General features: G+C 73.7%; 29 protein-coding genes. 20 read left to right on the top strand and 9 right to left on the bottom strand.

The features are described from left to right. Window positions 1–176 precede the first annotated feature (176 nt). Window positions 177–842 carry a hypothetical protein gene (locus tag C1I95_RS15835; protein ID WP_111214602.1) on the top strand — a complete coding sequence of 222 codons (666 nt, stop codon included), beginning with the start codon at window positions 177–179 and terminating at the stop codon, window positions 840–842. Window positions 843–1,042: 200 nt separating this feature from the next. Here C1I95_RS15835 and C1I95_RS15830 read toward each other — a convergent pair whose 3' ends face one another. Further along, window positions 1,043–1,315, bottom strand: coding sequence for a DUF2795 domain-containing protein (locus C1I95_RS15830; protein WP_111214601.1), 273 nt, complete (start codon window positions 1,313–1,315; stop codon window positions 1,043–1,045). A 175-nt stretch (window positions 1,316–1,490) separates the two neighbouring features. On the opposite strand from C1I95_RS15830, the gene C1I95_RS15825 reads away from it, so the two are divergent. Continuing rightward, complete coding sequence (locus tag C1I95_RS15825; RefSeq protein ID WP_111214600.1) at window positions 1,491–1,901, top strand: DUF2267 domain-containing protein; 411 nt, start codon at window positions 1,491–1,493, stop codon at window positions 1,899–1,901. Window positions 1,902–1,926: 25 nt separating this feature from the next. Here the strand turns inward: C1I95_RS15825 and C1I95_RS15820 are convergent, their stop codons facing one another. Beyond that, window positions 1,927–3,093 carry a CaiB/BaiF CoA transferase family protein gene (locus C1I95_RS15820; protein ID WP_111214606.1) on the bottom strand — a complete coding sequence of 389 codons (1,167 nt, stop codon included), beginning with the start codon at window positions 3,091–3,093 and terminating at the stop codon, window positions 1,927–1,929. Window positions 3,094–3,321: 228 nt separating this feature from the next. Here C1I95_RS15820 and C1I95_RS15815 point away from each other — a divergent pair, with 228 nt between their 5' ends. From C1I95_RS15815 to C1I95_RS15795, 5 genes are all read left to right on the top strand, one after another. Next, a complete protein-coding gene (locus tag C1I95_RS15815) occupies window positions 3,322–4,338 on the top strand; it encodes a TerC/Alx family metal homeostasis membrane protein (RefSeq protein WP_111214599.1) in 1,017 nt (338 codons plus the stop codon). 78 nt (window positions 4,339–4,416) lie between these two features. Then, window positions 4,417–5,016, top strand: a complete 600-nt coding sequence (locus tag C1I95_RS15810) for a sulfite oxidase-like oxidoreductase (RefSeq protein WP_111214598.1) — start codon at window positions 4,417–4,419, stop codon at window positions 5,014–5,016. An 8-nt stretch (window positions 5,017–5,024) separates the two neighbouring features. Further along, the gene (locus C1I95_RS15805; RefSeq protein WP_111214597.1) at window positions 5,025–5,747 is read left to right on the top strand and encodes a ferredoxin reductase; all 723 of its coding nucleotides are present in this window, start codon (window positions 5,025–5,027) and stop codon (window positions 5,745–5,747) included. A 13-nt stretch (window positions 5,748–5,760) separates the two neighbouring features. Beyond that, the gene (locus tag C1I95_RS15800; RefSeq protein WP_111214596.1) at window positions 5,761–6,033 is read left to right on the top strand and encodes a DUF6510 family protein; all 273 of its coding nucleotides are present in this window, start codon (window positions 5,761–5,763) and stop codon (window positions 6,031–6,033) included. A 75-nt stretch (window positions 6,034–6,108) separates the two neighbouring features. After that, the gene (locus tag C1I95_RS15795; RefSeq protein ID WP_111214595.1) at window positions 6,109–7,410 is read left to right on the top strand and encodes an NAD(P)/FAD-dependent oxidoreductase; all 1,302 of its coding nucleotides are present in this window, start codon (window positions 6,109–6,111) and stop codon (window positions 7,408–7,410) included. A gap of 103 nt (window positions 7,411–7,513) precedes the next feature. On the opposite strand, the gene C1I95_RS15790 is transcribed toward C1I95_RS15795, so the two are convergent. Then, the gene (locus C1I95_RS15790; RefSeq protein ID WP_111214594.1) at window positions 7,514–8,494 is read right to left on the bottom strand and encodes a 4a-hydroxytetrahydrobiopterin dehydratase; all 981 of its coding nucleotides are present in this window, start codon (window positions 8,492–8,494) and stop codon (window positions 7,514–7,516) included. Between the two features lie 216 nt (window positions 8,495–8,710). On the opposite strand from C1I95_RS15790, the gene C1I95_RS15785 reads away from it, so the two are divergent. Further along, window positions 8,711–9,007, top strand: a complete 297-nt coding sequence (locus C1I95_RS15785) for a hypothetical protein (RefSeq protein WP_111214605.1) — start codon at window positions 8,711–8,713, stop codon at window positions 9,005–9,007. A 71-nt stretch (window positions 9,008–9,078) separates the two neighbouring features. Here C1I95_RS15785 and C1I95_RS15780 read toward each other — a convergent pair whose 3' ends face one another. Both C1I95_RS15780 and C1I95_RS15775 read right to left on the bottom strand, forming a co-directional pair. Next, window positions 9,079–9,426: an STAS domain-containing protein gene (locus C1I95_RS15780; RefSeq protein ID WP_111214593.1), complete on the bottom strand. Its 348-nt coding sequence runs from the start codon at window positions 9,424–9,426 to the stop codon at window positions 9,079–9,081. Between the two features lie 53 nt (window positions 9,427–9,479). Next, the gene (locus C1I95_RS15775; protein WP_233513688.1) at window positions 9,480–9,656 is read right to left on the bottom strand and encodes a hypothetical protein; all 177 of its coding nucleotides are present in this window, start codon (window positions 9,654–9,656) and stop codon (window positions 9,480–9,482) included. Between the two features lie 206 nt (window positions 9,657–9,862). Between C1I95_RS15775 and C1I95_RS15770 the strand changes: the two genes are divergently transcribed. The 4 genes from C1I95_RS15770 (at window position 9,863) to C1I95_RS15755 (ending at window position 13,606) form a co-directional block, all read left to right on the top strand. After that, window positions 9,863–11,617 carry a PP2C family protein-serine/threonine phosphatase gene (locus C1I95_RS15770; RefSeq protein ID WP_111214592.1) on the top strand — a complete coding sequence of 585 codons (1,755 nt, stop codon included), beginning with the start codon at window positions 9,863–9,865 and terminating at the stop codon, window positions 11,615–11,617. After that, window positions 11,614–12,672, top strand: a complete 1,059-nt coding sequence (locus tag C1I95_RS15765; protein WP_111214591.1) for a cobalamin B12-binding domain-containing protein — start codon at window positions 11,614–11,616, stop codon at window positions 12,670–12,672. Before C1I95_RS15770 ends, C1I95_RS15765 begins: the two co-directional genes overlap by 4 nt. Window positions 12,673–12,750: 78 nt before the next feature. After that, window positions 12,751–13,101: an STAS domain-containing protein gene (locus C1I95_RS15760; protein WP_111214590.1), complete on the top strand. Its 351-nt coding sequence runs from the start codon at window positions 12,751–12,753 to the stop codon at window positions 13,099–13,101. Between the two features lie 58 nt (window positions 13,102–13,159). Then, a complete protein-coding gene (locus tag C1I95_RS15755) occupies window positions 13,160–13,606 on the top strand; it encodes a response regulator (protein ID WP_111214589.1) in 447 nt (148 codons plus the stop codon). Window positions 13,607–13,618: 12 nt separating this feature from the next. Here the strand turns inward: C1I95_RS15755 and C1I95_RS15750 are convergent, their stop codons facing one another. From C1I95_RS15750 to C1I95_RS15740, 3 genes are all read right to left on the bottom strand, one after another. After that, a complete protein-coding gene (locus tag C1I95_RS15750) occupies window positions 13,619–14,488 on the bottom strand; it encodes a hypothetical protein (RefSeq protein WP_111214588.1) in 870 nt (289 codons plus the stop codon). 279 nt (window positions 14,489–14,767) lie between these two features. Next, on the bottom strand, window positions 14,768–15,190 hold the full coding sequence (locus C1I95_RS15745; RefSeq protein ID WP_111214587.1) for an OsmC family protein: 423 nt from the start codon (window positions 15,188–15,190) through the stop codon (window positions 14,768–14,770). An 82-nt stretch (window positions 15,191–15,272) separates the two neighbouring features. After that, on the bottom strand, window positions 15,273–16,220 hold the full coding sequence (locus tag C1I95_RS15740; protein WP_111214586.1) for a serine/threonine-protein kinase: 948 nt from the start codon (window positions 16,218–16,220) through the stop codon (window positions 15,273–15,275). 157 nt (window positions 16,221–16,377) lie between these two features. Between C1I95_RS15740 and C1I95_RS15735 the strand changes: the two genes are divergently transcribed. The 6 genes from C1I95_RS15735 to C1I95_RS15710 all read left to right on the top strand — a co-directional run bounded on the left by C1I95_RS15735 (window position 16,378) and on the right by C1I95_RS15710 (window position 23,145). Continuing rightward, entirely contained in the window at window positions 16,378–16,602 is a 225-nt protein-coding gene (locus C1I95_RS15735) for a DUF8847 domain-containing protein (RefSeq protein WP_111214604.1), read from the top strand. Window positions 16,603–16,690: 88 nt separating this feature from the next. After that, complete coding sequence (locus C1I95_RS15730) at window positions 16,691–17,437, top strand: response regulator transcription factor (RefSeq protein ID WP_111214585.1); 747 nt, start codon at window positions 16,691–16,693, stop codon at window positions 17,435–17,437. 17 nt (window positions 17,438–17,454) lie between these two features. Beyond that, complete coding sequence (locus C1I95_RS15725; RefSeq protein WP_111214603.1) at window positions 17,455–18,909, top strand: sensor histidine kinase; 1,455 nt, start codon at window positions 17,455–17,457, stop codon at window positions 18,907–18,909. Window positions 18,910–18,954: 45 nt separating this feature from the next. After that, a complete protein-coding gene (locus C1I95_RS15720; RefSeq protein WP_111214584.1) occupies window positions 18,955–21,126 on the top strand; it encodes an ArnT family glycosyltransferase in 2,172 nt (723 codons plus the stop codon). 2 nt (window positions 21,127–21,128) lie between these two features. Further along, window positions 21,129–22,352 (top strand): glycosyltransferase, encoded by a 1,224-nt coding sequence (locus tag C1I95_RS15715; protein ID WP_111214583.1) that lies wholly within the window; start codon window positions 21,129–21,131, stop codon window positions 22,350–22,352. Between the two features lie 106 nt (window positions 22,353–22,458). Next, window positions 22,459–23,145 carry a helix-turn-helix domain-containing protein gene (locus tag C1I95_RS15710; protein ID WP_111214582.1) on the top strand — a complete coding sequence of 229 codons (687 nt, stop codon included), beginning with the start codon at window positions 22,459–22,461 and terminating at the stop codon, window positions 23,143–23,145. A gap of 39 nt (window positions 23,146–23,184) precedes the next feature. Here C1I95_RS15710 and C1I95_RS15705 read toward each other — a convergent pair whose 3' ends face one another. Beyond that, window positions 23,185–23,595 carry a VOC family protein gene (locus C1I95_RS15705; protein ID WP_111214581.1) on the bottom strand — a complete coding sequence of 137 codons (411 nt, stop codon included), beginning with the start codon at window positions 23,593–23,595 and terminating at the stop codon, window positions 23,185–23,187. 189 nt (window positions 23,596–23,784) lie between these two features. Here C1I95_RS15705 and C1I95_RS35810 point away from each other — a divergent pair, with 189 nt between their 5' ends. Together C1I95_RS35810 and C1I95_RS15700 are read left to right on the top strand one after the other, a co-directional pair. Continuing rightward, complete coding sequence (locus tag C1I95_RS35810; RefSeq protein WP_155220336.1) at window positions 23,785–23,934, top strand: hypothetical protein; 150 nt, start codon at window positions 23,785–23,787, stop codon at window positions 23,932–23,934. 9 nt (window positions 23,935–23,943) lie between these two features. After that, a partial coding sequence (locus C1I95_RS15700; RefSeq protein ID WP_111214580.1) for a class I SAM-dependent methyltransferase occupies window positions 23,944–25,408 on the top strand: 1,465 nt, incomplete at its 3' end.

Here is a 25,408-nt window from a genome sequence, read left to right as displayed (position 1 = left end):
CACCCTGCCCACGACCCGGCTCAAGGCCCGCGACCGGTCCGGCGGTTTCCGGGACTGACCGGCGGTCTGCGGGACTGGCGGCGGTCTGCGGGACTGGCCGGCGGTCTGCGGGACCGACCGGCGGTTTGCGGGGCGCACCGCAGGCGTGGCCGGCGCGGGCGCGGGTAGTAGCCGGCATGCCCACCACTGCGATCTCCACCATCGAGGACAAGAAGCGCCTGGTGCGCCGGCTCGCCGGCAGCGGCCGAGGGTTCGCCGAGCAGTACGGCTTCCGGGTCACCAACAACCCGTCCAGCCTGTTCCAGCTGCTCTGTCTCGCGGTCCTGCTGGCCCGCCGGGGTGATTTCCGGCGGGCCCTGGACAGCGCCCACGCGCTGCCCGACGCCGGCTGGGACAGCGCGGCCCGGCTGGCCCGCTCGCTGCACGCCGACCGGGTCCGGGCGCTGCGCGACAGCGGCCAGCGCGGCGACGTCGACGCGCTGGCCGTCCTGCTCGGCGACCTCGCCCGCACCGTGGTCGAGCGGTACCGCGGCGACCTGCGTCAGCTGCGGTCGGCGGCGCACCACGACCCGGCGCGCGAGCGGGCCCTGCTCACCGCGTTGCCCGGGGTGGACGCCCAGGTCGCGGACCTGTTTCTGCGTGAGGTGCAGGCACTGTGGCGGGAGGTGACCCCGGTGGCCGACCGGCGGGCGCTGGCGGCGGCCCGCCGGCTCGGGCTGGGACGCTCCGCCGAGGATCTCGCCGGGCTGGCCGGCGGCGGTGAGTCGGAACGACTCGCCTGGCTGGTCGGTGCGCTGGCCCGAGTAGACCTGGAGCGGCGGTACGCGGAACTGACGGGTTAAGCCCTTCGTCGGCACCACCTGACCGTTCGGCTGATGCCGTGACGTATGATGATCGCGGTAGCAGCAGCCACCCCGGTGCCGGTGGCTGCCGGTCGCCTGTTGGTCGCGACCCGGTTCGGGTGCTGCGCCACCAGGGCAGGTAGTTACCCAGGGGCGTCCCCGGTCGCGGTTCGCGGCCGGGGCGCCCACCTGTGTCGGGTTCAGATGCTGCGCAGATGCTGGGACACCCGCTGGTGCCGCTTGTCGCGGCCCGCCGCGCCACGCTGCGCGTCGCTGACCTCGGGAGCCGCATCGATGCCGGCGGAACGGGCCACCTCGGTGCCGTTGGCGTAGTCGACCGGAGGCAGCGCACGCAGGGCGCGCAACACGTCCGGCGGGGCTCCCTCGCGTTCGGCCTCGCGTACCACGTCGTCCTTCCCGGCGGGGAAATCCAGGCTGGACATGTACTGCAGGACGTCGGCGTAACTCGCCATGGTGTCGGCTCCTTTTGGCTTCGATCCGGCCACGACCGGGCGCGGTTACCCGGCCGAGCGCCCGTCACGCGCCGGCCCGCCGGAAAACCGGCCGGGTTTCCGCGCGGCGCGGCCGAAACCGGCCGCCGTTTCCGATCCGGCCCGGCGGGTAATCGCCGCGCGGAGGGGGTATCCGATGAACTACGACACGTTCGTCGACCAGGTGGCCCAGCGGACCGGCACGTCGTCGCAGCGGGCGACGGAACTGACCAGCGCGACGCTGGCCACGCTCGCCGAGCGGCTGACCGGCGGCGAGGTGCTCGACCTGGCCGTCCAGCTGCCCGCGCCGTTACGGCTGCCGCTGCGGCCGACACCCGACACCGAGGCGGCGGAGCGGTTCGGCGCGGCCGAGTTCGTCGCCCGGGTGGCGGTCCGCGCCGGGGTCGAGGAGCCGGCGGCCCGGGACGCGATCCGCGCGGTCTTCACCACGGTGCGCGAGGCAGTCACCGGCGGGGAGTTCGACGAACTGGTGGTCCAGTTGCCCCGTGACTACCGCGACATGGTCGAGCCGGCCCTGGCACCCGGCGCGACCCTGCGCCGCCGCTGAGCCGGGGCCGCCGCTGAGTCGAGGCTCAGCGGACCGCGCCGGCGGCCCGCAGGTCGGCCACCCGGTCCGGGTGGTAGCCGGCCTCGGCGAGCAGCTCGTCGGTGTGCTCACCGGGCCACGGCGGCGGCCGGCGCACCGAGGTCGGGGTGCCGGAGAACCGAGGTGCCGGTGCCGGCTGGACGACCCCGTCGCGGACCACGAAGGTGTCCCGGGCGGCCAGGTGCGGATGCTCCGGCGCCTCCCGCCAGTCCAGTACCGGGGCCACGCAGGCGTCGGAGGCGGTGAGCAACGCCGCCCACTCGTCCCGCGAGCGGGTGCGGAACAGCCGGGCCCAGGCCGCGCGCAGGGTCGGCCAGTTCGCCGGGTCGGTGCGGTCCACCGCCTCGTCCGGCGGCAGCGGGAAACCGGTGCGCTGGACCAGCTCGTCGTAGAACCGTGGTTCCAGCGCGCCGACCGCGAGGTACCGCCCGTCGGCGCACTCGTACGTGTCGTAGAACGGGGCACCGCCGTCGAGCAGGTTCAACCCGCGCGAGTCCTGCCACATGCCGAGCTGCCGCAGTGCGTGGATCTGCGTGCTGAGCACCGCGACCCCGTCCACGATGGCCGCGTCGACCACCTGGCCGGCCGCGCCACCGCGGACCGCGTACAGCGCGGAGACGACGCCCAGGGCCAGCATCATCCCGCCACCGCCGAAGTCGCCGAGCAGGTTCATCGGCGGTACCGGCGGTTGCCCGGCCCGGCCGATGCCGTGCAACGCGCCGGTCAGGGCCAGATAGTCGATGTCGTGCCCGGCGTACGGCGCGCTCGGTCCGTCCTGCCCCCAGCCGGTCATCCGGCCGTAGACCAGCCGCGGGTTGACCATGTGGCAGTCCGCCGGGCCCACGCCGAGCCGCTCGGTCACCCCGGGCCGGAAGCCTTCGATCAGCGCGTCCGCGCCGCCGGCCAGGGCGAGCACCACGTCTCGGCCGCCGGCCGACTTCAGGTCCACACCGATCGAGCGGCGGCCCCGGTTGAGCAGGTCCGGGTGTGGGGTGCCGAAGGCCGAGACGTCCACGTCGGTCACCCGGTCCACCCGGATCACGTCCGCACCGAGGTCGGCCAGCATCATCGCGGCGAACGGACCCGGCCCGATCCCGGCCAGCTCGATCACGCGTACGCCGGCGAGTGGGCCGGCCGGCAGCTGAGCGGTCACCGGATCACGATAGGCGCTCACCTCCGCGCCGGTAAGGGGGCCGGTAAGGGGACGGACTTGCCCCGCCTAGCGGGCGGGATCCGACTGGCCTAACCTTGTCAGTACGAGGGGAGTACTTCCCACGAACCATACCGGTCAGTACGGCGCGCTGACGTGCGCCTCGGGTGGTTGCCCACGAATTGTGGGTGAAGGAGACCTCGAACATGACACGGTGTTCGAGGAGGCTTCATGTCCGATTTGTCGTATGCTGCTGCCGGTCTCCAGTCGGTGGGTACGCCGTCGCTCTGGGCGGTGACCATCGCCGGAGTGCTCGCCCTGCTGGTGCTCGACTTTCTGGTGACCCGCCGCCCGCACGAGGTGTCACTGAAGGAGGCGCTGGGCTGGTCGGCGTTCTACATAGCCCTGCCGCTGGCCTTCGGTGCCTGGGTGTGGCACGAGTTCGGCTCCAAGCGCGGCTTCGAGTACCTCACCGGCTATCTGGTCGAGAAGTCCCTGTCGGTCGACAACCTCTTCGTCTTCATGCTGCTGCTGGCCGCCTTCGCGGTGCCGAGCGTGCTCGCCCAGCGGGTGCTGCTGTTCGGCATCACCGGGGCGCTGGTGCTGCGCGGCGTGTTCATCGCCCTGGGCGCGGCCGCGTTGCAGACCCTTGACTTCGCCTTCCTGGTCTTCGCGCTGATCCTGCTGTTCACCGCGGCCAAGCTGCTTCGTGACGCGTTGACCGGGCACGAGCAGGCGGTGGACATCGGCACCATGCGTTCGGTGCGCCTGCTGCGCCGCTTCATGCCGGTGGTCAACGAGTACCACGGCACGAAGTTGACCGTACGGGTCGACGGGCGGCGGGCGCTCACCCCGCTCGCGCTGGTGGTGGTGGCGGTGTTCGCCACCGACGTGGTGTTCGCCGTCGACTCGGTGCCGGCCGTCTACGGCATCACCGAGGATCCGTACCTCGTCTTCGCCACCAACGCCTTCGCCCTGTTGGGCCTGCGGGCGCTGTACTTCGTGCTGCACGCGGCGCTGAGCCGGCTGGTCCACCTCAGCTACGGCCTGGCCGTCATCCTGGCCTTCATCGGGATCAAGCTCGGGCTGCACTGGGCACACGGCGTGTGGGAGGGCGTCCCGGTGATCCCCACCGAGGTCTCGCTCCTGGTCATCGTCGTCGTCCTGACCGTCGTCACCATCACCAGCCTGCGCGCCACCCGCAACATGGCGCCGGGCGCGAAGGAGATCGTCACCGAACGGCAGTGAAGGTCCGCGCTGCCTGCGCCCACCGCTCGGCCCGGCGAACCTCCCCGGGCGCACCACCGAACGTGGTACGACTGAGCGGTGGGCATCGTCACGCCGGGCTTCCAGGGCCGGCCCCGCTCCGGGGCGCCGAACCTGCCCCCCGGGCAGTACCTGACACCGGATTTTCCCGTGCTGTCCGCCGGCCCGACCCCGAAGGTGCCGCGCGAGACGTGGGAGTTCGTCATCTCCACCGAGACCGGCATGGAGTACCGGTGGAGCTGGGACGAGATGATGGCGCTGCCGCAGGAGACCCCGACCGTCGACATCCACTGCGTCACCCGGTGGTCGAAGCTCGGCACCACCTGGCAGGGCGTCTCGCTGGACGCCCTGCTCGACGGCATCGACACCGCGGCGGATTACGCCCTCGCCCACTCCTACGGCGACTACAGCACCAACCTGCCGCTGGACGACCTGCGGGACGGGCAGGCCTGGCTGGTGCACACCTACGACGGCGACGACCTGCCCGCCGAACACGGTGGGCCGGCCCGCCTGCTGGTGCCCCACCTGTACTTCTGGAAGTCCGCCAAATGGGTGCGCGGCATCCGGCTGATGGTCGAGGACAATCCCGGCTTCTGGGAGACCGCCGGCTACCACGACTACGGGGACCCGTGGCGTGAGCAGCGGTACCAGGGCGATTGAGCGGGCCCATGCGGTGGCTGCCGGCCCGGCTGGTGGAACGCCGGGTCGAGACACCGACCGCGCAGACCCTGCTGCTGGAGGTGCCGGGCTGGCCGGCCCACCTGCCCGGCCAGCACGTCGACATCCGGCTCACCGCACCCGACGGCTACCAGGCGGCCCGCTCGTACTCGCTGGCCGCGCCGGCCGACGGCGACCGGATCGAGTTGACCGTGCAGCGGGTGCCCGACGGTGAGGTGTCGCCCTTCCTGATCGAGACCTACCGGGAGGGGGATCCGGTCGAGGTCCGCGGCCCGGTCGGCGGCTGGTTCATCTGGCGGCCCGCGCAGACCGAGCCGGTGCTGCTGGTCGCCGGCGGCTCGGGCGTGGTGCCGCTGATGGCCATGGTCCGCGCCCGCCGGGCGGCCGGCAGCCGGGCCCCGTTCCGGCTGATCTACTCCGTACGCACCCCGACCGACGTGTTCTACGCCGACGAGCTGCGCCGGCGGGTCCGTGACGACGCCGGTCTCGACGTGGCGTACGTGTACACCCGCCAGGCGCCCGAGGGGTGGCGGGGCGAGCCGCACCGACTCAGCCTCGCCGACGTCAACACCCACGGCTGGCCGCCGGACCTGGAGCCGCTGGTCTACGTCTGCGGTCCCACCGGCTTCGTGGAGACCGTCTCCGATCTGCTCGTCGGGCTGGGTCACCCGGCGCGGCGGGTGCGCACCGAGCGTTTCGGCCCGACCGGCTGAGAGGAGGCCGCGGATGACCGCGCTGCCGTACGTGGACGGCAACATGCTCGACGGTCCGCTGGGGGAGGTGTTCGCGGTCGACCTGAGCACCGCCACCGGCCGGTGTGCCCACTGCGGCACCGCCAGCCCGGTGGCGGGACTGCGGGTCTACTCGCACGCGCCGGGCCTGGTCGCCCGGTGCCCGGTCTGCACCGAGGTGATACTCCGGCTGGTCCGCGCACCCGACCGGGTGTGGCTGGACCTGCGCGGCGCCACCTTCCTCCAGTTCCCGATGCCGCCCGAGTGAGGCGCCTGCGATCCGGGACGGCCGGCTCACCGGGCGTGGACGTTTGTCCTGGCCGGGGGCGGGAACCGGGCCGGAATGACGAAACCTCGTGTGGTGATCGTGGGAGCCGGGTTCGCCGGTTACCACGCGGCCAAGACGCTGAGCCGGCTGGCCCGCGACCGGGCCGAGATCGTCCTGCTGAACTCGACCGACTACTTCCTCTACCTGCCGCTGCTGCCCGAGGTGGCCGCCGGGGTGGTGGAGCCCGGCCGGATCGCGGTGCCGCTGACCGGCACGCTGGACGGCGTACGGGTGGTCATCGGCGAGGCCGATCACGTCGACCTGCAGAACCGCTGGGTCGGCTTCACCCAGCCGGAGGGTGACCGCAACCGGCTGGCGTACGACCGGTTGATCCTCGCCGTCGGCAGCGTCAACAAGCTGCTGCCGATCCCCGGGGTGACCGAGTACGCCCACGGCTTCCGTGGCCTGCCGGAGGCGCTCTTCCTGCACGACAAGGTGATCCGCCAGATCGAGTTGGCCGAGCAGGCCGAGGACCCGGCCGAGCAGCAGGCGCGGGCCACGTTCGTGGTGGTCGGCGCCGGTTACACGGGCACCGAGGTGGCCGCGCACGGACAGCTGTTCACCGACGAGCTGGCCGCCCAGCGCCCCCGGCTGAAGATCCGGCCGAAGTGGATGCTGCTGGACGTCGCCCCCCGGGTGCTGCCCGAATTGGATCAGCGGATGTCCCGGACCGCGGACCGGGTGCTGCGCCGGCGCGGGGTGGACGTACGGATGGGCACCTCGGTGGCGGTCGCGACCGAGGACGGGGTCAAGCTCACCGACGGGGAGTACGTGCCCACCTGTTCCCTGATCTGGTGCGTCGGCGTACGCCCCGACCCGTTCGTGGCGGAGTTGGGCCTGCGGACCGAGAAGGGGCGGTTGGTCGTCGACGAGTATCTCAACGTCCCCGGCTTCCCCGAGGTGTACGCCTGCGGCGACGCCGCCGCGGTCCCCGACCTGACCCGGCCCGGCGAGATCTGCACGATGACCGCCCAGCACGCCCAGCGGCAGGGCAAGCTCGCCGCGCACAACGTCGCCGCCTCCTACGGGCAGGGCCGCCGCCGGCCGTACAAGCATCACGACCTGGGCTGGGTGGTCGACCTGGGCGGCAAGCAGGCGGCGGCGAACCCGTTGAAGGTGCCCCTGTCCGGTCTGCCGGCCAAGGCGGTGACCCGGGGCTACCACCTGCTGGCGATGCCCGGCAACCGGACCCGGGTGAGCGCCGACTGGCTCATCGACGCGGCGCAGCCCCGCTCGGCGGCGCAGCTCGGACTCGTCCCCGCCAACGCCGTGCCGCTGGAGAGCGCCTCGCCCGAGATGCCGACCCGCGTACGTTGACCCGTCTGACCGGACCAGGCTGGCGCGGCAGCGGCCGGGCGGGACGGACGGCTGCGCGGGCCGACGGACGTACCCGCCGGCCCGCGTCCGCTCACTCACCCAATCAGCCGGTGGCCAGCCCGGCACCCGCCTCGTCGATCGCGTCGTCGATCGTGTGCGCCAGGTCGATGTCCATAGCGGTCACACCCCGGGCGTTACGGCTGGTCACGGTCAGCACGGCCGTCGTCGGGCCTGCCCGGCCGATTCGTGGCCCGCGACCGGTCTGGCCCCGGATCTGGTCAAGCCGGTCCAGCACCCGGTCGAGGTTGCCCGGCGGTAGTTCGAGGGTCCGCGACAGCGAGGTGCGGTCACCGGACCAGTACGGCAGGTCGGACAGCGCCGCACCCAGGTCCGAGTCGGACAGCGTGGGGGTGGCGGTGGTCGCGCCGACCACCCCGCCGCCGGCGGCGGGCGGGTTCAGCAACTCCCGCAGTTCGTCCGGCACGTGCAGCGACTCGACCAGGTCACGGTCGTGCTCGGCGAGCGCCGCAAGCGTGGCCTCGGCCTGATAACGGGCCTGCTCGGGGCTGCGGCCGCTGATCCGGCCCACCTCGGACAGGAAGCCGGGCAGGTCCTGGCGCCGCTCGATGCCGTCGACCGGTACCACGTCGTGCAGTGAGGTGGGCACCGCCGCCAGCAGTCGGCTGCGTTCGGCCGCCTCCAGGGCCCAGGCCAGGACCAGTACGGTCGACTCCACCCCCACCTTGGCGGTGCGGAAGTCGACGCCGGCGCGCCGGACGACGTCGTTGACCAGATCCTGGTAGCCCATCGTGGTGACCCCCGGCGCGTTGACGCCGGGTTCCGGGCGAGGTCGGGGAGCCTCCGTAAGGCCGGCCGGTGGCGGTGCGGGCCGGCCGCGCGTGGTGTTCGGTTTGTGGCGGCTTCTGGCCGGCGTCGGGCCGGTCCGCTTGCCCTGGTCGAGGTGGGCGAGCTGCTTGGAGGCGCTCAGGCTGGCGCCGGTGTCGCCCGCCTGCATGCCGCGCTGCCGGGCCTGCCGGGCCAGTGCGCGGCGGCGCTGGTTGTCGCCCTCCATCTGCTTGCGCATGGTGACACCTCGCTTCCGCTGGTGTTGCTGGCTTCGTCGATGGCCTTCCCGCCGCTACCGGGAGCGAAACGATCGGTTCGGCCTGGGCCACGGCCGGCGCACCACCGCCGTGGCCGCTTCATCCCGCCGGGGTGAGGGATGGTCACCCGGGTGGGGCCGACGATCGGAGCGGACCGGAGATCTTCCGAGGCACAGCACGCGGAAGGGAAGGTCGTGATGAAGCGGATTGTCGAGATCGTCCCCGCCCGACCCGGCTGGTACTCCCGGTGGCGCCTGGCGACCGAGAGCACCCGCTGCTACCAGGTGAGCCTGTGGGCGCTGCTGGAGGAGGCCGACGGCACCGGCCGTGAGGTGATCGGCGTCGACTGCGCCGGGCAGTGGCCGGGAGCGGACGACGACCCCACCGGCGCGGAGTTCATCCGCTATCTGTTCAAGACTCCCGATTCCGGGCCTCCCGAGGACGCGGAGCCGCCTGGGCCCCGAAGCGCCGGATTCCCGGTTCCGGCCTCCTGAGCCATCCTCCGGCCCCCGGCCCCTGGTCCCAGGGTCGGGGGCCACCCCTTCCGGCGGCCGGTGGGACACGGTCAGCCCGCCGCCTCCACGCCGTCGTCCTCGGTGGCGGGCGGCAGCTCCAGCAGCTCGGCCAGGCCGGTGCGGTCCAGCAACTGGCGCAGCGTGGGGTGGACGCCGGTCAACCGGATCGGCACGGAGCCGCCCCGGTGCGCCACCACGAACGCGCTCAGCCCGGAGGAGTCGCACAGACCCAGTCCGGTCAGGTCGATGACCAGCTGTTGGTAGCCGTCACGGTGTAGCTCGCCCACGGCATCGATGAGCTCGGGCGCGGTGTCGAAGTCCAGGTCGCCGGTGAGCCGCACCTCGGCACGCCCGGCGTTGAACCGGCTGACCTCGATGGCCAACAGCTGGGAGGACATGCCCCCATGCTTCCAGCCCGCCGGCTCCGCGCAAGTCGCGTGGTTGGGGGAGTTCAGGCGGTGACGGTGGGTCGGCCGTCCGGCCCGGTACGCACCGGCTGGTCGCCGCCGACCGGGCGGGTGAGCAGGCCGGTGACCCCGGTCATGTCGAGGATGGTCTCGAGGAACCGTGGCGCCGCCCGCAGCCGCAGCGCGGTGCCCACCTGCTGCCCCTCGCGCCAGGCGTGCACGATGACGCTGCGCCCGGTGCTGTCGATGAACCGCAGGTCGGCGTTTCGGATCGTAACAACCGTTGACCTGCCCCGGCTGTCGGGCGGCCGGTGGCGCGGTCGCCGAGTGGCGGCACCGCGACACCGGCGTAGGGTGGGTGACGGGACGAGACCATGCACACCGCCTGGCGCGGTTGCGGAATCGACAAAGGAGTGGGGCTCAGCTGGTGACAGGTGCCGACGTCAGGGACCTTGGCCCCGGCGACGGACGGTTCCCCACGCCGAGTGCCGCGCGGGCCCCGGCGTGGCGTCCCGCCATGCCACGATCCGCGGCTGGACTCCCCGCAGTGGAGGGGTCCCGGTCCCAGGCCGCCGCCGACTGGCCGGAGGTCGTCGAGCACTTCCGCGAGGGCCTGGTGGTGTGTGGCCCCGACGGGATCGTGGGGCACGTCAGCCCGGTCGCCGAGCGGTTGCTGCCGGAGGCCGTCGTGGGCGGGACGCTCGCCGAGATCGGCGGGCTGAGTTCCGGTGACGCCGAATTCACCCACCACGGGCGCCGGCTGCGCACCCGGCTGGTACCGCTCTCGGCCGGTCGCAGCTGCTGGTACGTGGAGGATGTCAGCGACAGCGCCGAGCATGCCGACGCGCTGGTGGCCGAACGGGCCAGGTCGGCGTTCCTGGCCGTGGTGGGCGAGAAGCTCGGCAACCCGCTGCACCCGGACCGGGCCGCCGCCGCGGTGGTCCGGCTCGCCGTGCCCACCCTGGCCGAGGCGGCCGTCCTGGTGCTGGCGCCCCGGTCGGGCCGTGCCCGCTGGTGGCGCGCCCGGCGGGCCGACGACGATTCATCCACCGTGGACCGTGGGGCACTGGCTGCGGCGGAGTTGCCCCCGGCCGTCGCCGACGGCCTGTCCGGCGTCGAGCCGCACGCCGTCGACTGGCTGGTCGAACAGGCCGTCGAGGCGGGGTGGCTGCCCGGGCTGTCCGTCGCCGACGTGTGCGCCCGGCTGGTGCCGCTGCCCGGCCGGGACACGCCCGCCGGAGTGCTGCTGGTCGCCCGGCCGGCCACCCGCTGGTACGGCACGGACGACGTCGAGCTGATCCGGGCCTTCGCCGCCCGGGCCGGCGCGGCGTTGACCACCGCACTGCTCTACCACGACCAGGCCGAGGTGGCGGACACCCTCCAGGCCAGCCTGCTGCCGGTGGAGCCGGTCGAGGTCCCGGGCGTCCAGTGGGGCACGGCGTACCGGCCGGCCCAGGCCGGCCTGCGCATCGGCGGTGACTTCTACGGCTCGCACCGGCTGCCCGACGGCGGCTCGGTGTTCTTCCTCGGCGACGTCTCCGGCAAGGGCGTCGAGGCGGCGGTCTTCACCGGGCAGCTACGCCAGTGCCTGCACGCGCTGCACCGGGTCGAGCAGCACCCCGCCCGGCTGCTGCGGCTGCTCAACGATGCCCTGCTGGAGACGACGCTGGCACACGGGCAGGGCCGGTTCGCCACGATGGTGCTGGGTGCGGTCCGGCCGCACCGCGACGGGGGTCTGGCGCTGACCCTGGCCGGTGGCGGTCACCTTCCCCCGCTGGTGGTGCGCTCCTCCGGCGAGGTGGAGCAGCTCGCGCTGAGCGGGATGCTCATCGGGGTGGTGCCGGACCCGCGGGTCGGCCAGGTTTCCACGCGGCTGGCCCCGGGCGAGACCTGCCTGCTCTACAGCGACGGCGTGACCGAGGCGCGCGGTGGCCGGCGGGGCGACGAGCAACTCGGCACCGCCCGGCTGGTGCAGGCGGTGACCGGCTGCCAGCGGATGCCGGCACCGGCCCTGGCCGAACGGATCGAGCAGGTCACCTGCGACTGGCTGGCCCAGCGCGACCACGACGACATCGCGGTGCTCGCGTTGCGCGCCACCGGTGCCGGTGGCCGCGCCCACCGGCACCTGCACGCGGTACCCGCGCCGGCCGGGGCGGGTCAGGAAGGGACCCCAGCACCGTGACCACCGCGACCACGGTCGCCTCGCCGGCTGCCGCGTACCCGAACTACCTGGACTGCCTCGCCGACGCCGACGAACAGGGCGCCGTCGCGCTGGCGACGGGCCTGCTCGGTGCTGGCGTGCCGGCCGAGCGGGTGTTGCTGGACCTGGTCGCCCCCGCGCAGGCCGAGGTGGGGGAGCGGTGGGCGCGCAACGAGTGGGGCGTCGCCGAGGAACACGTCGCCACGCACATCAGCGAGCGGGTGGTGGCGGCCATCGCCGGGTACGCCGATGACCACCCGACCGGCGACCGGATCGTGGTGGCCTGCATGGACGGCGAATGGCACGCGCTGCCGGCCCGGCTGGTCGCCGAGGTGCTGCGGCTGCGTGGCTGGCAGGTGACCTTCCTCGGCGCCAGCGTGCCGGCCGCGCACCTGGTGTCGTACCTGCACCGGCACGACGCGTACGCGGTCGCGTTGGCCTGTGCGCTGCCGATGCGGCTGCCGCACGCGCACCGGATGATCGAGGCGTGCCAACGCCTGGACGTGCCGGTCGTGGTCGGCGGTCGGGGCTTCGGCGCGGACGGCCGGTGGGCGCGACGGCTCGGCGTGGCGTGGGCGCCCGACGGGCCCGCGGCGGCCGACCTGCTCGCCGACGAGCGGGCGCTGCGGGCCGGCTCGCCGGCCGACCTGGCCCACCTGGCCGACGACGAGTACGCCGGCCTGGTCGGCCGGCGTGGCGAGCTGATCGACAGTGCGCTGGCCGACCTGGCGCAGCGGGTGCCGGCGACCCGCGACTACAGCCCCGCCCAGCTGGACTCGACGGTCAGCGACCTGGGCTACATCCTGGACTTCCTCTCCGCCGCGCTGTATGTCGACGACGGCTCGCTGTTCACCGAGTTCGTCGACTGGCTGGTCGCCGTGCTGGGCAGTCGGGGTGTGCCGGCCGCCGCGGTCGGGACCACCCTGCGCCACTACGCCCGGGCGCTGCACGACTTCCCGCGTGCCGCGGGCTACCTCCAGGAGGGCTGGCGGGGGTTGCCGGCGGTGGGGCCGAGCACCTCGCCACCGACGGCGTAGACTCCGGCCCGCCGTGCGGCGCGGCTCTATACTTGCCCCACTGCAATTTTCTGCCGGAGGCGGCGGGAGGGGGACCTCGTGACGTTCACCGTCACGTACGTCGAGCGCGACGGCGGGCCGACCCGCCTGCGCCTCGTCGGTGAACTCGACATGGCCAGCGCCCCCCAGCTCAATGCCGTCATCGACCGGCTGGCCGCGGCCGGGGAACGCCGGCTCCTGGTCGACCTGACCGATCTCACGTTCTGCGATTCGACCGGCATCGCCGTTTTCGTGCGGGGCGACAACCGGGCCGCCGCCGACGGCGGTTGGCTGCGGGTCACCGGCGCGACCGGCCGGGTCGAACGGGTGCTCAAGGTGACCGGCCTGGCCGAGGTGCTGGGCTACGGCGCCGACGACCCGGCGGCCACCGATCGCCCGGGAATGGGCTAGATTTCCCGCCAGCGCGGGACCGGCAGGTCCCGTCCTCGCCGACCTGAGGCAGGTAACGATGGGCACTCGCACCCTGGACCCGGTTCGCATCCTCGTGGTGGACGACGACCCGGGTGACGTGCTCATGATCGAGGAAGCCCTGGCGGCCTCCGACGTCGACAAGGTCATCGACGTGGTCGGCGACGGTCAGGAGGCGATGGAGTACCTCCGCCGCGAGGGCCGGCACAGCGGCGCCCACCGCCCGGACGTGATCCTGCTCGACCTGAACATGCCCCGGATGGACGGTCGCCAGGTGCTGGGCGAGGTGAAGGGCGACGACGACCTGCGGACCATCCCGGTCGTCGTGCTGACCACCTCGAACGCGGACACCGACATCATCAGCAGCTACACGTTGCAGGCCAACGCGTACGTCACCAAGCCGATCGACCTGGACGACTTCAACGACGTGGTCCACCGCATCGACGAGTTCTTCGGTCGGGTGGTCGTCCTGCCCAAGCGGTCCTGACGCCGCCGGAGGTCAGGTCAGCGCGGCCACCACCGTGGCGGCCCGCTCCTCGTGCTGGGCGTACGCGTAGGGGTAGGCGGAGATCTGCACGGCCTGGGCGGCCAGGGTCAGGCTCATCTCCTGCCAGCCGGGAACCTCCAGCAGCGCCTCGTAGAACGCCTGGGCCGCGTACGCCGGCCGCATCAGGTCGCGTACGGTCCCCCAGCCGCTGCTGGGACGCTGCTGGAACAGCCCGACCGAGTCGTGGTCCCAGCCGATCGCCTGGTGCGGGTAGTCCTGCGATTCGGGCAGCACGCCACTGGCGTAGTTGAGCAGGGTGCTCTCCTGCATCGCCGTGGCGACGGCGACGACCAGGCCCTGCCGGGGCAGCTTCAGGTCGACGCCGACATCCACGATCACCTTGGCGTTGTCCATCTGCGCCTGGGTGAGCCCGGCGACGGGCGTGGGCCGGCTCGGCTTGGCCGGCGTCTTCTTCGGCGTGGGGCTGGCCGACGGCTTGGCCGTCGGGGAGGCACTCGGCGAGACGGTCGGGGAGGCGCTCGGGCTCGGGCTGGCCGGCGTGGGGGCGGCACTGCGTTCGAGGGCGCGGGAGGCGACGTCGTCCGCCAGCGCGCGGTCCGCCACCGCCTCGGCCACCTGCGCCGTGGGTACCTCGTCGGTGTCCGGGGCCGAAGCCACGGCCGCCGCGCCGAGACAGCAGGTCACGCCGGTGGCCAGCGCCACCCGGACGGGGGTGGAGCCCAGCAGGGCGCGGACGCCGCGGCGCGGGGGTACGGCCGCCCGATGCCGGCCGATCATCCGAACGGATGATGCTCCTTCGGCCGAAAGGCTCGCCGGTTGCTGGGGGGTCAGCTTCTGGTCGATCTGGTCGTCGGGATGCACCCGCCGAGGCTAGAAAGCCCTCGGCCCGCTGCCACCGGGTCGGTTGGTGGCATGCGTCACAATTTGCCACTATCCGCCGGGTGATTCTCCGTGAGCAGTGGCATAAAGGATGATCTACAGTTGTCCGTCGTTCCGCTAATGCCGGATATGGACGGGCAAGGCGGGATCAAAGGCCGATCTTGCTTGCGTCGATGAATGCCTCGCCGGGCCTCCTCCGAACGGAGGATGGCAGGGTCGGCCCGACGGTGACTCCCGTTGGGGTGGACGGGCCAGCCGTGGTCAGCGCCGGCCGTTCTCCGCCGGGGTGACGGTGAGCCGGTGCCGGCTGTCGTCCCCGCTGGAGAACGGCCACAGCCGATCGGCGTGTTCGACCAGTTCGGCGAGCTGCTGCCGGGTCAGGCCCACCGAGGAGATCGAGGCGTGCACGTCGGCCCGGTACCGGCCGTCGTCGTCGCGTCCCAGCTTGGCCTCCGCGCGTACCTGCACGGTGTGCGCCTCGTCGGTGATCCGGCCGGCGGCCTCCACGGCCGCGTGATGCAGGCAGGAGGCGAAGGCCGCGGCGAGCAGCTGCTCCGGGGTCAGCCCGGTGCAGTGCGGCGCCAGCGGCGAGGCGAGGGTGGTGGAGAGCGCCCCGTCGTCGGTGCGGACATGGCCGCCCTCGGCGGTCGCGGTGGCAACCTCGTTCAGCCAGGAACTCGGCATCACGTTCCTCCCGTCACTCCCCGCCCGGCTACCCGAGCCCGATCGGGTGAAACTTCCGCCAACCAGCGGCCGGCTGCCGGGGTCACCCGCCGGGCCGGCTCCACCGGACCCCGACGGCCGCCTCGGTGACCTCGGCCGCCGCCCGGTCCGTCCACGGGGTCACCGACGCCGGCCGCTGCCGGACCGCGAGCGGCTGGAGCATCGGCACGTACACCCGGGCGTCCACCGCCTCGGCGAGCAGCAGCGCGGCGACCAGGCTGCTCGGCCGCCCGGTCGGGTCCTCGGCGAGGCAGCGCCGGCACAGGTCGGCCACCTCGGCGGGCAGGCCGGGAAGTTCGGGCAGTGGCTGCGGAGGCTGCCGGCGCTCGATGCCGAGCAACTGGGTCACGCTCTCGGCCGGGTACGGCAGCCGTCCGGCCAGGCAGTAGTAGAGCAGGACGCCGAGGGCGTACATGTCGGCCGCCGGGGTGACCGGAGACCGGTGCAGCTGCTCCGGCGCCAGGTAGGCGGGGGTACCGACCACCATGCCCTCGGGCGCGGGGTCGGCGGCGCCGGTCGGGGTGGCGATTCCGAAGTCGAGCACCTTCACCCCGCTCGGGGTGAGCATCACGTTCGCCGGTTTCACGTCGCGGTGCACGATGCCGTGCGCGTGGGCGGCGGCGAGGGCGGCGCTCACCTCCGCGCACACCCGTACCGCGATCCGCCAGTCCAGCGGGCCGGCGCGCAGGTGGGCGGCGAGAGTCTGCCCCTCGGCCAGCTCCATCACGATGTACGGCGTCGCGCACCCGGTCGAGCTGGCGCAGGTGCCGAAGTCGTGCACGCTGGCCACGTTGGGATGCACCAGGCGGGCCGCGGACCGGGCCTCGGCGCGGATCCGTTCCACCGCCGCCGGCCCGTCCGGCTGGCCGGGCGACACCAGCTTCACCGCGACCGTCCGGTCCAGCACCGCGTCGTGCGCCCGCCACACCTCCGACATGCCGCCGACACCGACGCGCTGTTCGAGCCGGTACCGCCCGTCCAGCGTTCTCATCGACCGCTCCTCGCTTTCGTGGTGCCCGCCCCGGCGCCCGGGCCCGCGGCGTCGGCACGGTACCCCGCCGCCGATCAGGGCAAACCGGCCTCACGCGGCGGCCGGTGGGGTTAGCGTGCGAGCCGAGGTGCCGGGCAGTCTGGAGGCGGAGCGGGTGATGAGTGAGGTGACCGTACGTTTCGTCGGTGGCCCGGCCAACGACCTGGTTCGGGCGCTACCGGCCGGCCCGGACGGCGCGCCACCACGGTTGTGGGTGCTGCGCCGCCCCGAGGCGGCGCCCACGCCGGCCGCCGACCATCTCTACGCCCGCCAACGACCCGACGGAACCGGCACCTGGACGATGCGCTTCGTCCGCACCGACCCGGTCGGTGTGACGGAGTGACGCGCCGGCCGGCCCGGCCGGCACCCGCACAGCTGACGCACAGGATCCGCACAAGCGGGGCCCAGCGCGTCGGCTCACCATGGGGACCATGTTGACCGAGGGGGAGGTCGGGCCCGGCCGCGTCGAGCTGCGCCGGCCCGACGGCGAACCGGTCCGGGTGCTGGTCGTCGACGACGAGCCGACCCTGACCGACCTGTTGTCGATGGCGCTGCGCTACGAGGGCTGGCAGGTGCGTACCGCCGGGGACGGGATGGCCGCGGTACGAGTCGCCCGGCAGTTCCAGCCGGACGCGGTGGTGCTCGACGTGATGCTGCCCGACCTGGACGGCTTCCAGGTGCTACGCCGGCTGCGGGAGGACAACGCCACGGTGCCGGTGCTGTTCCTGACCGCCCGGGACGCGGTGGAGGAGCGGATCGCCGGCCTGACCGTGGGCGGCGACGACTACGTGACCAAGCCGTTCAGCCTGGAAGAGGTGATCGCCCGGCTGCGGGCCCTGCTGCGCCGCTCCGGCTTCGCCGTCGCCACCCGACCGGACGCGGTGCTCACCGTCGGCGGCCTCACCCTCGACGAGGACAGCCACGAGGTACGCCGGGACGGCCAGCTGGTCACCCTCACCGCCACCGAGTTCGAGCTGCTGCGGTACCTGATGCGCAACCCCCGTCGGGTGCTGAGCAAGGCGCAGATCCTCGACCGGGTGTGGAACTACGACTTCGGGGGCCAGGCCAACGTGGTCGAGCTGTACATCTCGTACCTGCGCAAGAAGATCGACGCCGGCCGCCAGCCGATGATCCACACGCTGCGCGGAGCCGGGTACCTGCTCAAGCCGGCGGAGTGAGCACCGTGCGCCGGTGGCTGGCCGGCTGGTCGCTACGGACCCGTCTGGTGGTCACCCTGGTCGCCCTGCTCGCCGTGGTCAGCCTGGCCATCGGCGGCCTCACCACGGTGGCGCTGCGGCATTTCCTGATCTCCCGGGTCGACGAGCAGCTCCTGCCGATGTCCGCGGCCCGGGGCGGTGCGCCGTGGGAGCCGGGTCCGGGCCCGGGCATGGGCATGGGCATGGGGCCCTGGCCCGACGTACGCGTCCCGCGCGGCTTCCCCAACGGCACGATCAGCGCGCAGGTCGTCGACGGGCAGGTCACCGAGGCGTGGACGCTGGTCGCCCGCCAGGAACAGGCGGTACCGGTCGACCAGGTGACCGCCCTGGCCGGAGTGCCCACCGACGGCCACCCGCACAGCCGCGACCTGGGCGACCGAGGCAGCTACCGGCTGGTGGCCCGCCAGTCCGCCGGCGGAACCGTACGGGTGCTGGGCATACCGCTGGCCGGAGTGCAGGAGACGGTCTGGTGGATGGTGGCCGCGCAGGCCGGCGTCACCGCCGCCGGGCTGCTCGTCGCCGGCACCACCGGTGCGCTGATCGTCCGGGCCACGCTGCGCCCGCTGCGGCGGGTCGCCGGCACCGCCGGCCGGGTCAGCGAACTGCGACTGGACCGGGGCGAGGTGGCGCTCTCCGAACGGGTGCCGGCCGCCGACACCGACCCGCGTACCGAGGTCGGTCAGGTCGGTGCGGCGCTCAACCGGATGCTCGGGCACGTCGCCGCCGCGCTCGCCGCCCGGCAGGCCAGCGAGACCCGGGTACGCCAGTTCGTCGCCGACGCAAGCCACGAGCTGCGTACGCCGCTGGCCGCGATCCGCGGCTACGCCGAGGTGGCGCGCCGGGGTCGCGACCGCGTCCCGGCCGACGTGGCGCACGCCCTGCGTCGGGTCGAGTCGGAGAGCACCCGGATGACCAGTCTCGTCGACGACCTGCTGCTGCTGGCCCGGCTGGACTCCGGCCGGCCCCTCGCGGTCGAGCCGGTCGACCTGACCGCACTGGTGGTGGACGCGGTCAGCGACGCGCACGTCGCCGGCCCGGAACACCGCTGGCAACTCGACCTGCCGGGGGAGGTCATCCGCGTCCCCGGCGACCCCGCCCGACTGCATCAGGTGCTGGCGAACCTGCTGGCCAACGCGCGGGTACACACCCCGCCCGGCAGCACCGTCACCGTCGGCCTGCGGCTGGCCGACGGCGCCGCCGAGGTCAGCGTCGCCGACGACGGTCCCGGCGTGCCGCCCGAACTCCAGGCCGAGGTGTTCGAACGGTTCGCCCGCGGTGACAGCTCCCGGTCCCGCGCCCACGGCAGCACCGGCCTCGGCCTGGCCATCGTCGCCGCCGTGGTGGAGGCCCACCACGGCACCGTCTCGCTCGACACCCGCCCCGGGCGCACCGTGTTCACCGTCCGGCTGCCCAATCCCACAGCGGGTGCATAGCCGACACATTGGGGCAAAACAGGTCGCCGACCGAGGCTGGTCGGCATGGACAGAACAGACACCCGGCCGCCCGAGCCCGACGCACTCACCGCCCGGCCCCGGGCCTGGGCCCGCCCGGCCCTGGCCGCCCTGCTGCTGGCCACCGGGCTGCTCTACCTGTGGGGGCTGGGTGCCTCCGGCTGGGCCAACTCCTACTACGCCGCAGCCGCGCAGGCCGGCTCGCAGAGCTGGACGGCCCTCTTCTACGGCTCCTCGGACGCGGCCAACTCGATCACCGTGGACAAGACGCCCGCCTCGCTGTGGCTGATGGCACTCTCCGTCCGGCTGTTCGGGCTGAACAGCTGGGCGCTGCTGGTGCCGCAGGCGCTGTGCGGGGTGGCCACGGTCGCCCTGCTGTACGCCACCGTCCGCCGCTGGTACGGCCCGGCCGCCGGCCTGATCGCCGGGGCGGTGCTGGCCCTGACCCCGGTGGCCACCCTGATGTTCCGGTTCAACAACCCGGACGCCCTGCTGGTGCTGCTGCTGGTCGCCGCCGCGTACGCCACCGTCCGGGCGCTGGAAACGGCGAGCACCCGGTGGCTCGCGCTGGCCGGCGCCCTGGTCGGCTTCGGCTTCCTGACCAAGATGCTCCAGGCGTTCCTGGTCCTGCCGGTCTTCGCCGCGGTCTATCTGGTGGCCGCGCCGACCACGTTGGGCCGGCGGATCCGCCAGCTCCTGCTGGCCGGGCTCGCCGTGGTGGTGGCGGCCGGCTGGTGGGTGGCCGTCGTGGAGTTGATGCCGGTCAGTGCTCGCCCCTACATCGGCGGATCGCAGTCCAACAGCGTGCTGGAGCTGACCCTCGGCTACAACGGCCTGGGCCGGATCACCGGCAACGAGGTCGGCAGTGTCGGCGGTGGCGGTGGTCCGGGCGGAGGCGGCCCATTCTCCGGGCAGACCGGCCTGCTGCGGATGTTCGAGGACCGGGTCGGGGGCCAGATCTCGTGGCTGCTGCCGGCCGCGCTGATCCTGCTGGTCGCCGGCCTGGTGCTGGCTGGCCGGGCGGCGCGTACCGACCGGGCCCGGGCCGGGCTGCTGCTCTGGGGCGGCTGGCTGCTGGTCACCGGCGGGATCTTCAGCTACATGTCCGGAATCTTCCACGAGTACTACACGGTGGCCCTGGCGCCGGCGGTCGCCGCGCTGGTCGGCATCGGCGCCACCCTGCTCTGGCGGGCCCGCGCGAACGCGCCGGGCTGGCGCCGGCTGGCAGCCACCCTCACCCTGGCCGGCACCGTCGCGGTCACCGCCGGGTGGTCGGCCACGCTGCTGGGCCGTACGCCGGACTGGTACCCGTGGCTGCGTACCGCCGTGCTGGTCGGTGGGCTGTTCGCGGCGCTCGCCCTGGCGCTCGCCCACCGGCTGTCCCGCCGCCTGGTGGTCGTGCCGGTGCTCGCCCTGGCCGGGGCGGCGGCGCTGGCCGGGCCGGCGGCGTACGCGGCGCAGACCGCTGCGACCCCGCACACCGGGGCGATCCCCACGGCCGGCCCCGAGACGCGTGGCGGGTTCGGTCCCGGCGGCGGCGGGCGCTTCGGCGGCCCGGGCGACGGCGGCCGGCTGGCTGGCCGGCCCGGCACCGACGGTCGCACCGGCACCGACGGTGGGACCGGCGTCCCGGGCTTTCCCGGCGGCCAACCGGGCTTTCCCGGCGGCAACGGCCAGCCCGGTGCGCCGGGCAGCACCGGTCAGTCCGGCACTGGCCAGCCGGGTACCGGCGACGGCGACGGCAGCGCCTCGGGCCAGCAGAACGGCGGCCCGGCAACCGGCTTCCCCGGTGCTCCCGGGATGACCGGAGGAGATCGGGGCGACCTGGGCGGGCTGCTCGACGCCCGCGAGCCCAGTGCCGAGCTGAAGGCCCTGCTGGAGCGGGACAGCGCCAGCTACACCTGGATCGCCGCCACCGTGGGCGCGAACAACGCCTCCGGCTACCAACTCGCCACCGGCGAGCCGGTGATGGCCGTGGGCGGCTTCAACGGCAGCGACCCGTCGCCCACCCTCGAACAGTTCCAGCGGTACGTGACCGAGAGCAGGATCCACTGGTTCGTCGGCGGCGGTGGCTTCCGCGGCACCAACGGCGGCAGCTCCGCCTCGTCGGAGATCGCCGCCTGGGTCGCCGAGAACTTCACGGCGCAGACCGTCGACGGGGTCACCGTCTACGACCTCAGCACCGGGAAGGAGGGGTGACGATGATCGAGTCGACCGAGTCCCGGGTCGCCGTACGGGCCCGTCCCGTCGCGTCGAGCCCGGTGCTGGACGTCGTCGTGCCGGTGTACAACGAGGAGGTCGACCTCGGCCCCTGCGTCCGGCGCCTGCACGCCCACCTCGGCGAGCACTTCCCGTACCCGTTCCGGATCACCATCGCCGACAACGCCAGCCTCGACGGCACCCTGGCCGTCGCCGAGGCGCTCGCCGCCGAGCTGCCCGGCGTGGTGGTGCGGCACCTGGACGCCAAGGGCCGTGGCCGGGCGCTGCGGACCGCCTGGTCGGCCTCGGACGCGCCGGTGCTGGCGTATCTGGACGTCGACCTGTCCACCGACCTCGCGGCGCTGCTGCCGCTGGTCGCGCCGCTCATCTCCGGCCACTCCGACCTGGCCATCGGCACCCGGCTGGCGCGGACCTCCCGGGTCGTACGCGGGGCCAAGCGGGAGGTCATCTCCCGGGCGTACAACCTGCTGCTGCGCGGCACGCTCGCCGCCCGGTTCTCCGACGCCCAGTGCGGGTTCAAGGCGATCCGGGCGGACGTGGCCCGCGAGCTGCTGCCGTTGGTGCAGGACACCGGCTGGTTCTTCGACACCGAGTTGCTGGTGCTCGCGCAGCGGGCCGGGCTGCGCATCCACGAGGTGCCGGTGGACTGGATCGACGACCCGGACAGCCGGGTGGACGTGGTGGCCACCGCCCTGGCCGACCTGCGGGGCATCGGCCGCCTCGGCCGGGCCCTGCTCACCGGCGCGCTGCCGCTGGCCGACCTGCGGGCGCAGCTCGGTCGGGCGCCGCTGGCCGCACCGCCGGGCAGGGTGCCCGCCGGGCTGCCCCGGCAGCTGGTCCGGTTCGCTGCCATCGGGGTGGCCAGCACCTGCGCGTACCTGCTGCTGTTCGTCCTCACCCGGGGTGCGCTCGGCGCCCAGCCGGCAAACCTGCTGGCGCTGCTGCTCACCGCGGTCGGCAACACCGCCGCCAACCGCCGGCTGACTTTCGGCATCAGCGGCCGCCGGCACGCCGGCCGGCACCACGTCCAGGGGCTGCTGGCCTTCGCGCTGGGCCTGGCGCTGACCAGCGGTTCGCTGGCCGCGCTGCACGCGGTGACCGACCCGGGTCGAGCGGTCGAACTGGCGGTGCTGGTGGCGGCCAACCTCGCCGCCACCGTGCTGCGCTTCGTACTGCTGCGGCTCGGCATGCACCACCGCCGCTGACGGTGCAAGGAAGGGCCCCTTGTTAACGCCTCGTGCATAGCAAGGGGCCCCTGTTAACGAACGGCGGTGCACGCTCGGTGTCGGACGGGCGTGGCAGGCTGGCGGCGTGTACCGGGAACGAGCGGCTGGATTCGCCGGTGCGGTGCTCTGGACCAGCACCGCACCGGCCAGCCCGGCACCCACCCGGGTGCTTCCGGACGGCTGCCTGGACCTGATCTGGTCCAGCCGGGCCGGGCTGCTGGTGGCCGGGCCGGATCGCACCGCCTTCCTCAGCGTGAGCACGCCGGGGGAGCGCTGGGTCGGGTTGCGGCTGCCGCCCGGGGTCGGCCCGGCGGCGCTCGGCGTCCCCGCGGTCGAGCTACGGGACCGCCGGGTCCCGCTGGCGGACCTGTGGGGCGCTCGGCAGGCCGGCGCGCTCGCCGACCGGGCCGAAACGGACGCCGCCGCCGTCCTGGTCGAGGTGGTCGCGCGGCGGCTGCGCGCCGCCGGCGGCCCGGACCCGCTCGGCCCGCGGGTGGCCGCGGCGCTGGCCGCCGGCGCCACGGTGACCGCGACCGCCGCCGAGGTCGGCCTCGACCCGCGCGGGCTGCACCGGCGCAGCCGGCACCTGTTCGGGTACGGCCCGAAGACCCTCGCCCGGATCCTGCGGATGCGCCGGGCGCTCGCGTTGGCCCGCACCGGAGTCCCACTGGCCGAGGTGGCCGCCCGCAGCGGCTACGCCGACCAGGCCCACCTCACCCGGGATGTCCGCGCCCTGACCGGCGTACCCCCGACGACGCTCCTGCCCCACTGACCCCGCAGCCGAAGGTCGAGGCGCCGGCCAAGTTCACGATCAACTGGGCTCGGCGGGGGTGGGCAGCGGGGCGAAGAGGTCGACGGCGTTGCCGTCGGGGGCGTGCAGCACGGCGTAGCGCTGCGACCAGGGGGCGTCCCAGGGCGCGAGGTGGCCGTGGGCGCCGGCGTCGGTGAGTTCGGCGTACCAGCGGTCGACCTCGGCCGGGTCGGCGCATCGGAAGGCCAGTGCCGCCCGGGGGCTACCGGCCGGCGGGGTCCAGTCCGGGTCGAAGGAGCGGATCGTCGTCACGTCGTCCCAGGCAAGCCGGAGGCCGCCCGGGAGGGTCACCTCCACGTGCGGCGCGCTCTCCGCGCCGGCCGGGATGTCGATCCCGAGCCGGCGGTAGAAGTCCAGCGTGCGGGCCATGTCGGTGGTGACCAGGCCGATCATGTCGAGGTGTGGAGTCATGGCGGCAGGCTACGTCCGGCCGGTCGGGACCGTCTTGAACGAAACGGACGTCGGTAACTGGGCGTTGTGCCCGACATGGCGGCGGAGAGCGGCGTACGGTGGCATAAGTCCGGCTATACCGCCCAAATCCGAAATGCGAATGACTGTGGTGAACGCCGGTGTCGAGGCGGCGAGGGAAGGAGCGGGTCGGTGAACCACCTGGCCTATCTGGACGCGGGATCCGGCAGCCTGATCGTGCAGGCGGTGGTCGGCGGGATCGCCGGCGTCGCGGTGGCGGCCAAACTGTACTGGCGCAGGCTCGTCAGCCGGTTCCGCCGCCAGCCCACCGACCAGAGCTGACCCGCCGGTATGGCGATCCCGCACCCCGGCCGGTCGTCGCGACCGGCCCCGCTCGACGCCGACCTGCGGGCCGAGCCCGGCTCGTTCCGCGACCCGGCCAACCGGGTCTTCCACGCCGGTGACGACGTGTTGCGCGCGCTCGACGAGACGGCGGCCGTGCACTGGCGCGCCCTGGCCGGCAGCGCCTTCTTCCCACCGCTGCTCGCCGCCGGCAAGATCTGCGGCACCGAGGAACTGCCGGCGGGATCGGCGCCCGCGGCGTGGACGGCAGTGCTGCGGCACGAGCGCATCCCGTTCGTCTCCCACCCGTACGAGTGGTCCTTCTCGATGCTGCGCGACGCCGCGCTGCTGCACCTGGAAATCCTCGGTGCGGCCCTGCCGGCGGGCTTCACCACCAAGGACGGCTCGGCCTACAACCTGCAATGGCGTGGCACCGACCCGGTCTTCATCGACGTGGGTTCGTTCGCTCCGGTGCGCGACGGCGAACCGTGGGCCGGCTACCGGCAGTTCTGCCAGACCCTGCTCTACCCGCTGATGCTCGGTGCCCACCTGGGGCTGGATTTCCAGCCCTGGCTGCGGGCCCAGGTCGACGGCATCGAACCGGACCAGATGGGCCGGCTCCTCGGTGGCCTGCGCCGGCTGCTGCCCGGCGTGCTGACCCACGTCCACCTGCACGGCAGCGTGCAACGACGCAACGCCGGCACCAGCACCGCCGACGTGCGGGCCCAGCTGCGCGCCGCCGGCTACACCCGCGAGCTGGCGCTGGCCACCGTACGCGGGATGGAGAAGCTGGTCCGGCGCCTGGACCACCAACCGCCCGCCACCCATTGGGTGGACTACCAGCGCACCTGCGGCTACTCCGCCGACGACCGGGCGGGCAAGGAGCGGTTCGTCACCGACGCGCTGACCGGCGCCGGCCGACGGCGGCTCGTGCTCGACCTGGGGGCCAACGACGGCCGTTACTCCCGGCTCGCCGCCCGGCACGCCGATTACGTCGTCGCGGTGGAGCAGGACCCGGCCGTGGTCGACCAGCTCTACCGTGCCCTGCGGGGCGAGGGCGAGCGCCGGGTGCTGCCGCTGGTGATGGACCTGGCCGATCCGTCGCCCGGCGGCGGCTGGCGCGGTGTCGAGCGGGCCTCGTTCGCCGCCCGGGCCGGGGCGGACGTGGTGCTCGCCCTGGCCCTGGTGCACCACCTCGCGATCGGCCGCAACGTGCCGCTGCCCGAGGTGGTGTCCTGCCTCGCCGGCCTGGCCGCGCCCGGCGGCCGGCTGGTGGTGGAGTTCGTCCATCCCGAGGACCCGATGGCCGGCCGGCTGCTGGCCAACAAACCCGACGGGATCTTCCCCGGCTACCGGCGGGACGCCTTCGAGGCGCTGCTCGCCGCCCACGGCGCGGTCGAGGACCGGCTGGAGCTGCCCTCGGGCACCCGGACCCTCTACCGGGTGGCCCTGGGTCTGTCTCTTATACACTCTG

This window comes from Micromonospora craterilacus (genome assembly GCF_003236315.1).
Taxonomy (GTDB): domain Bacteria; phylum Actinomycetota; class Actinomycetes; order Mycobacteriales; family Micromonosporaceae; genus Micromonospora; species Micromonospora craterilacus.
This window is presented reverse-complemented; position numbering and strand designations above follow the sequence as displayed.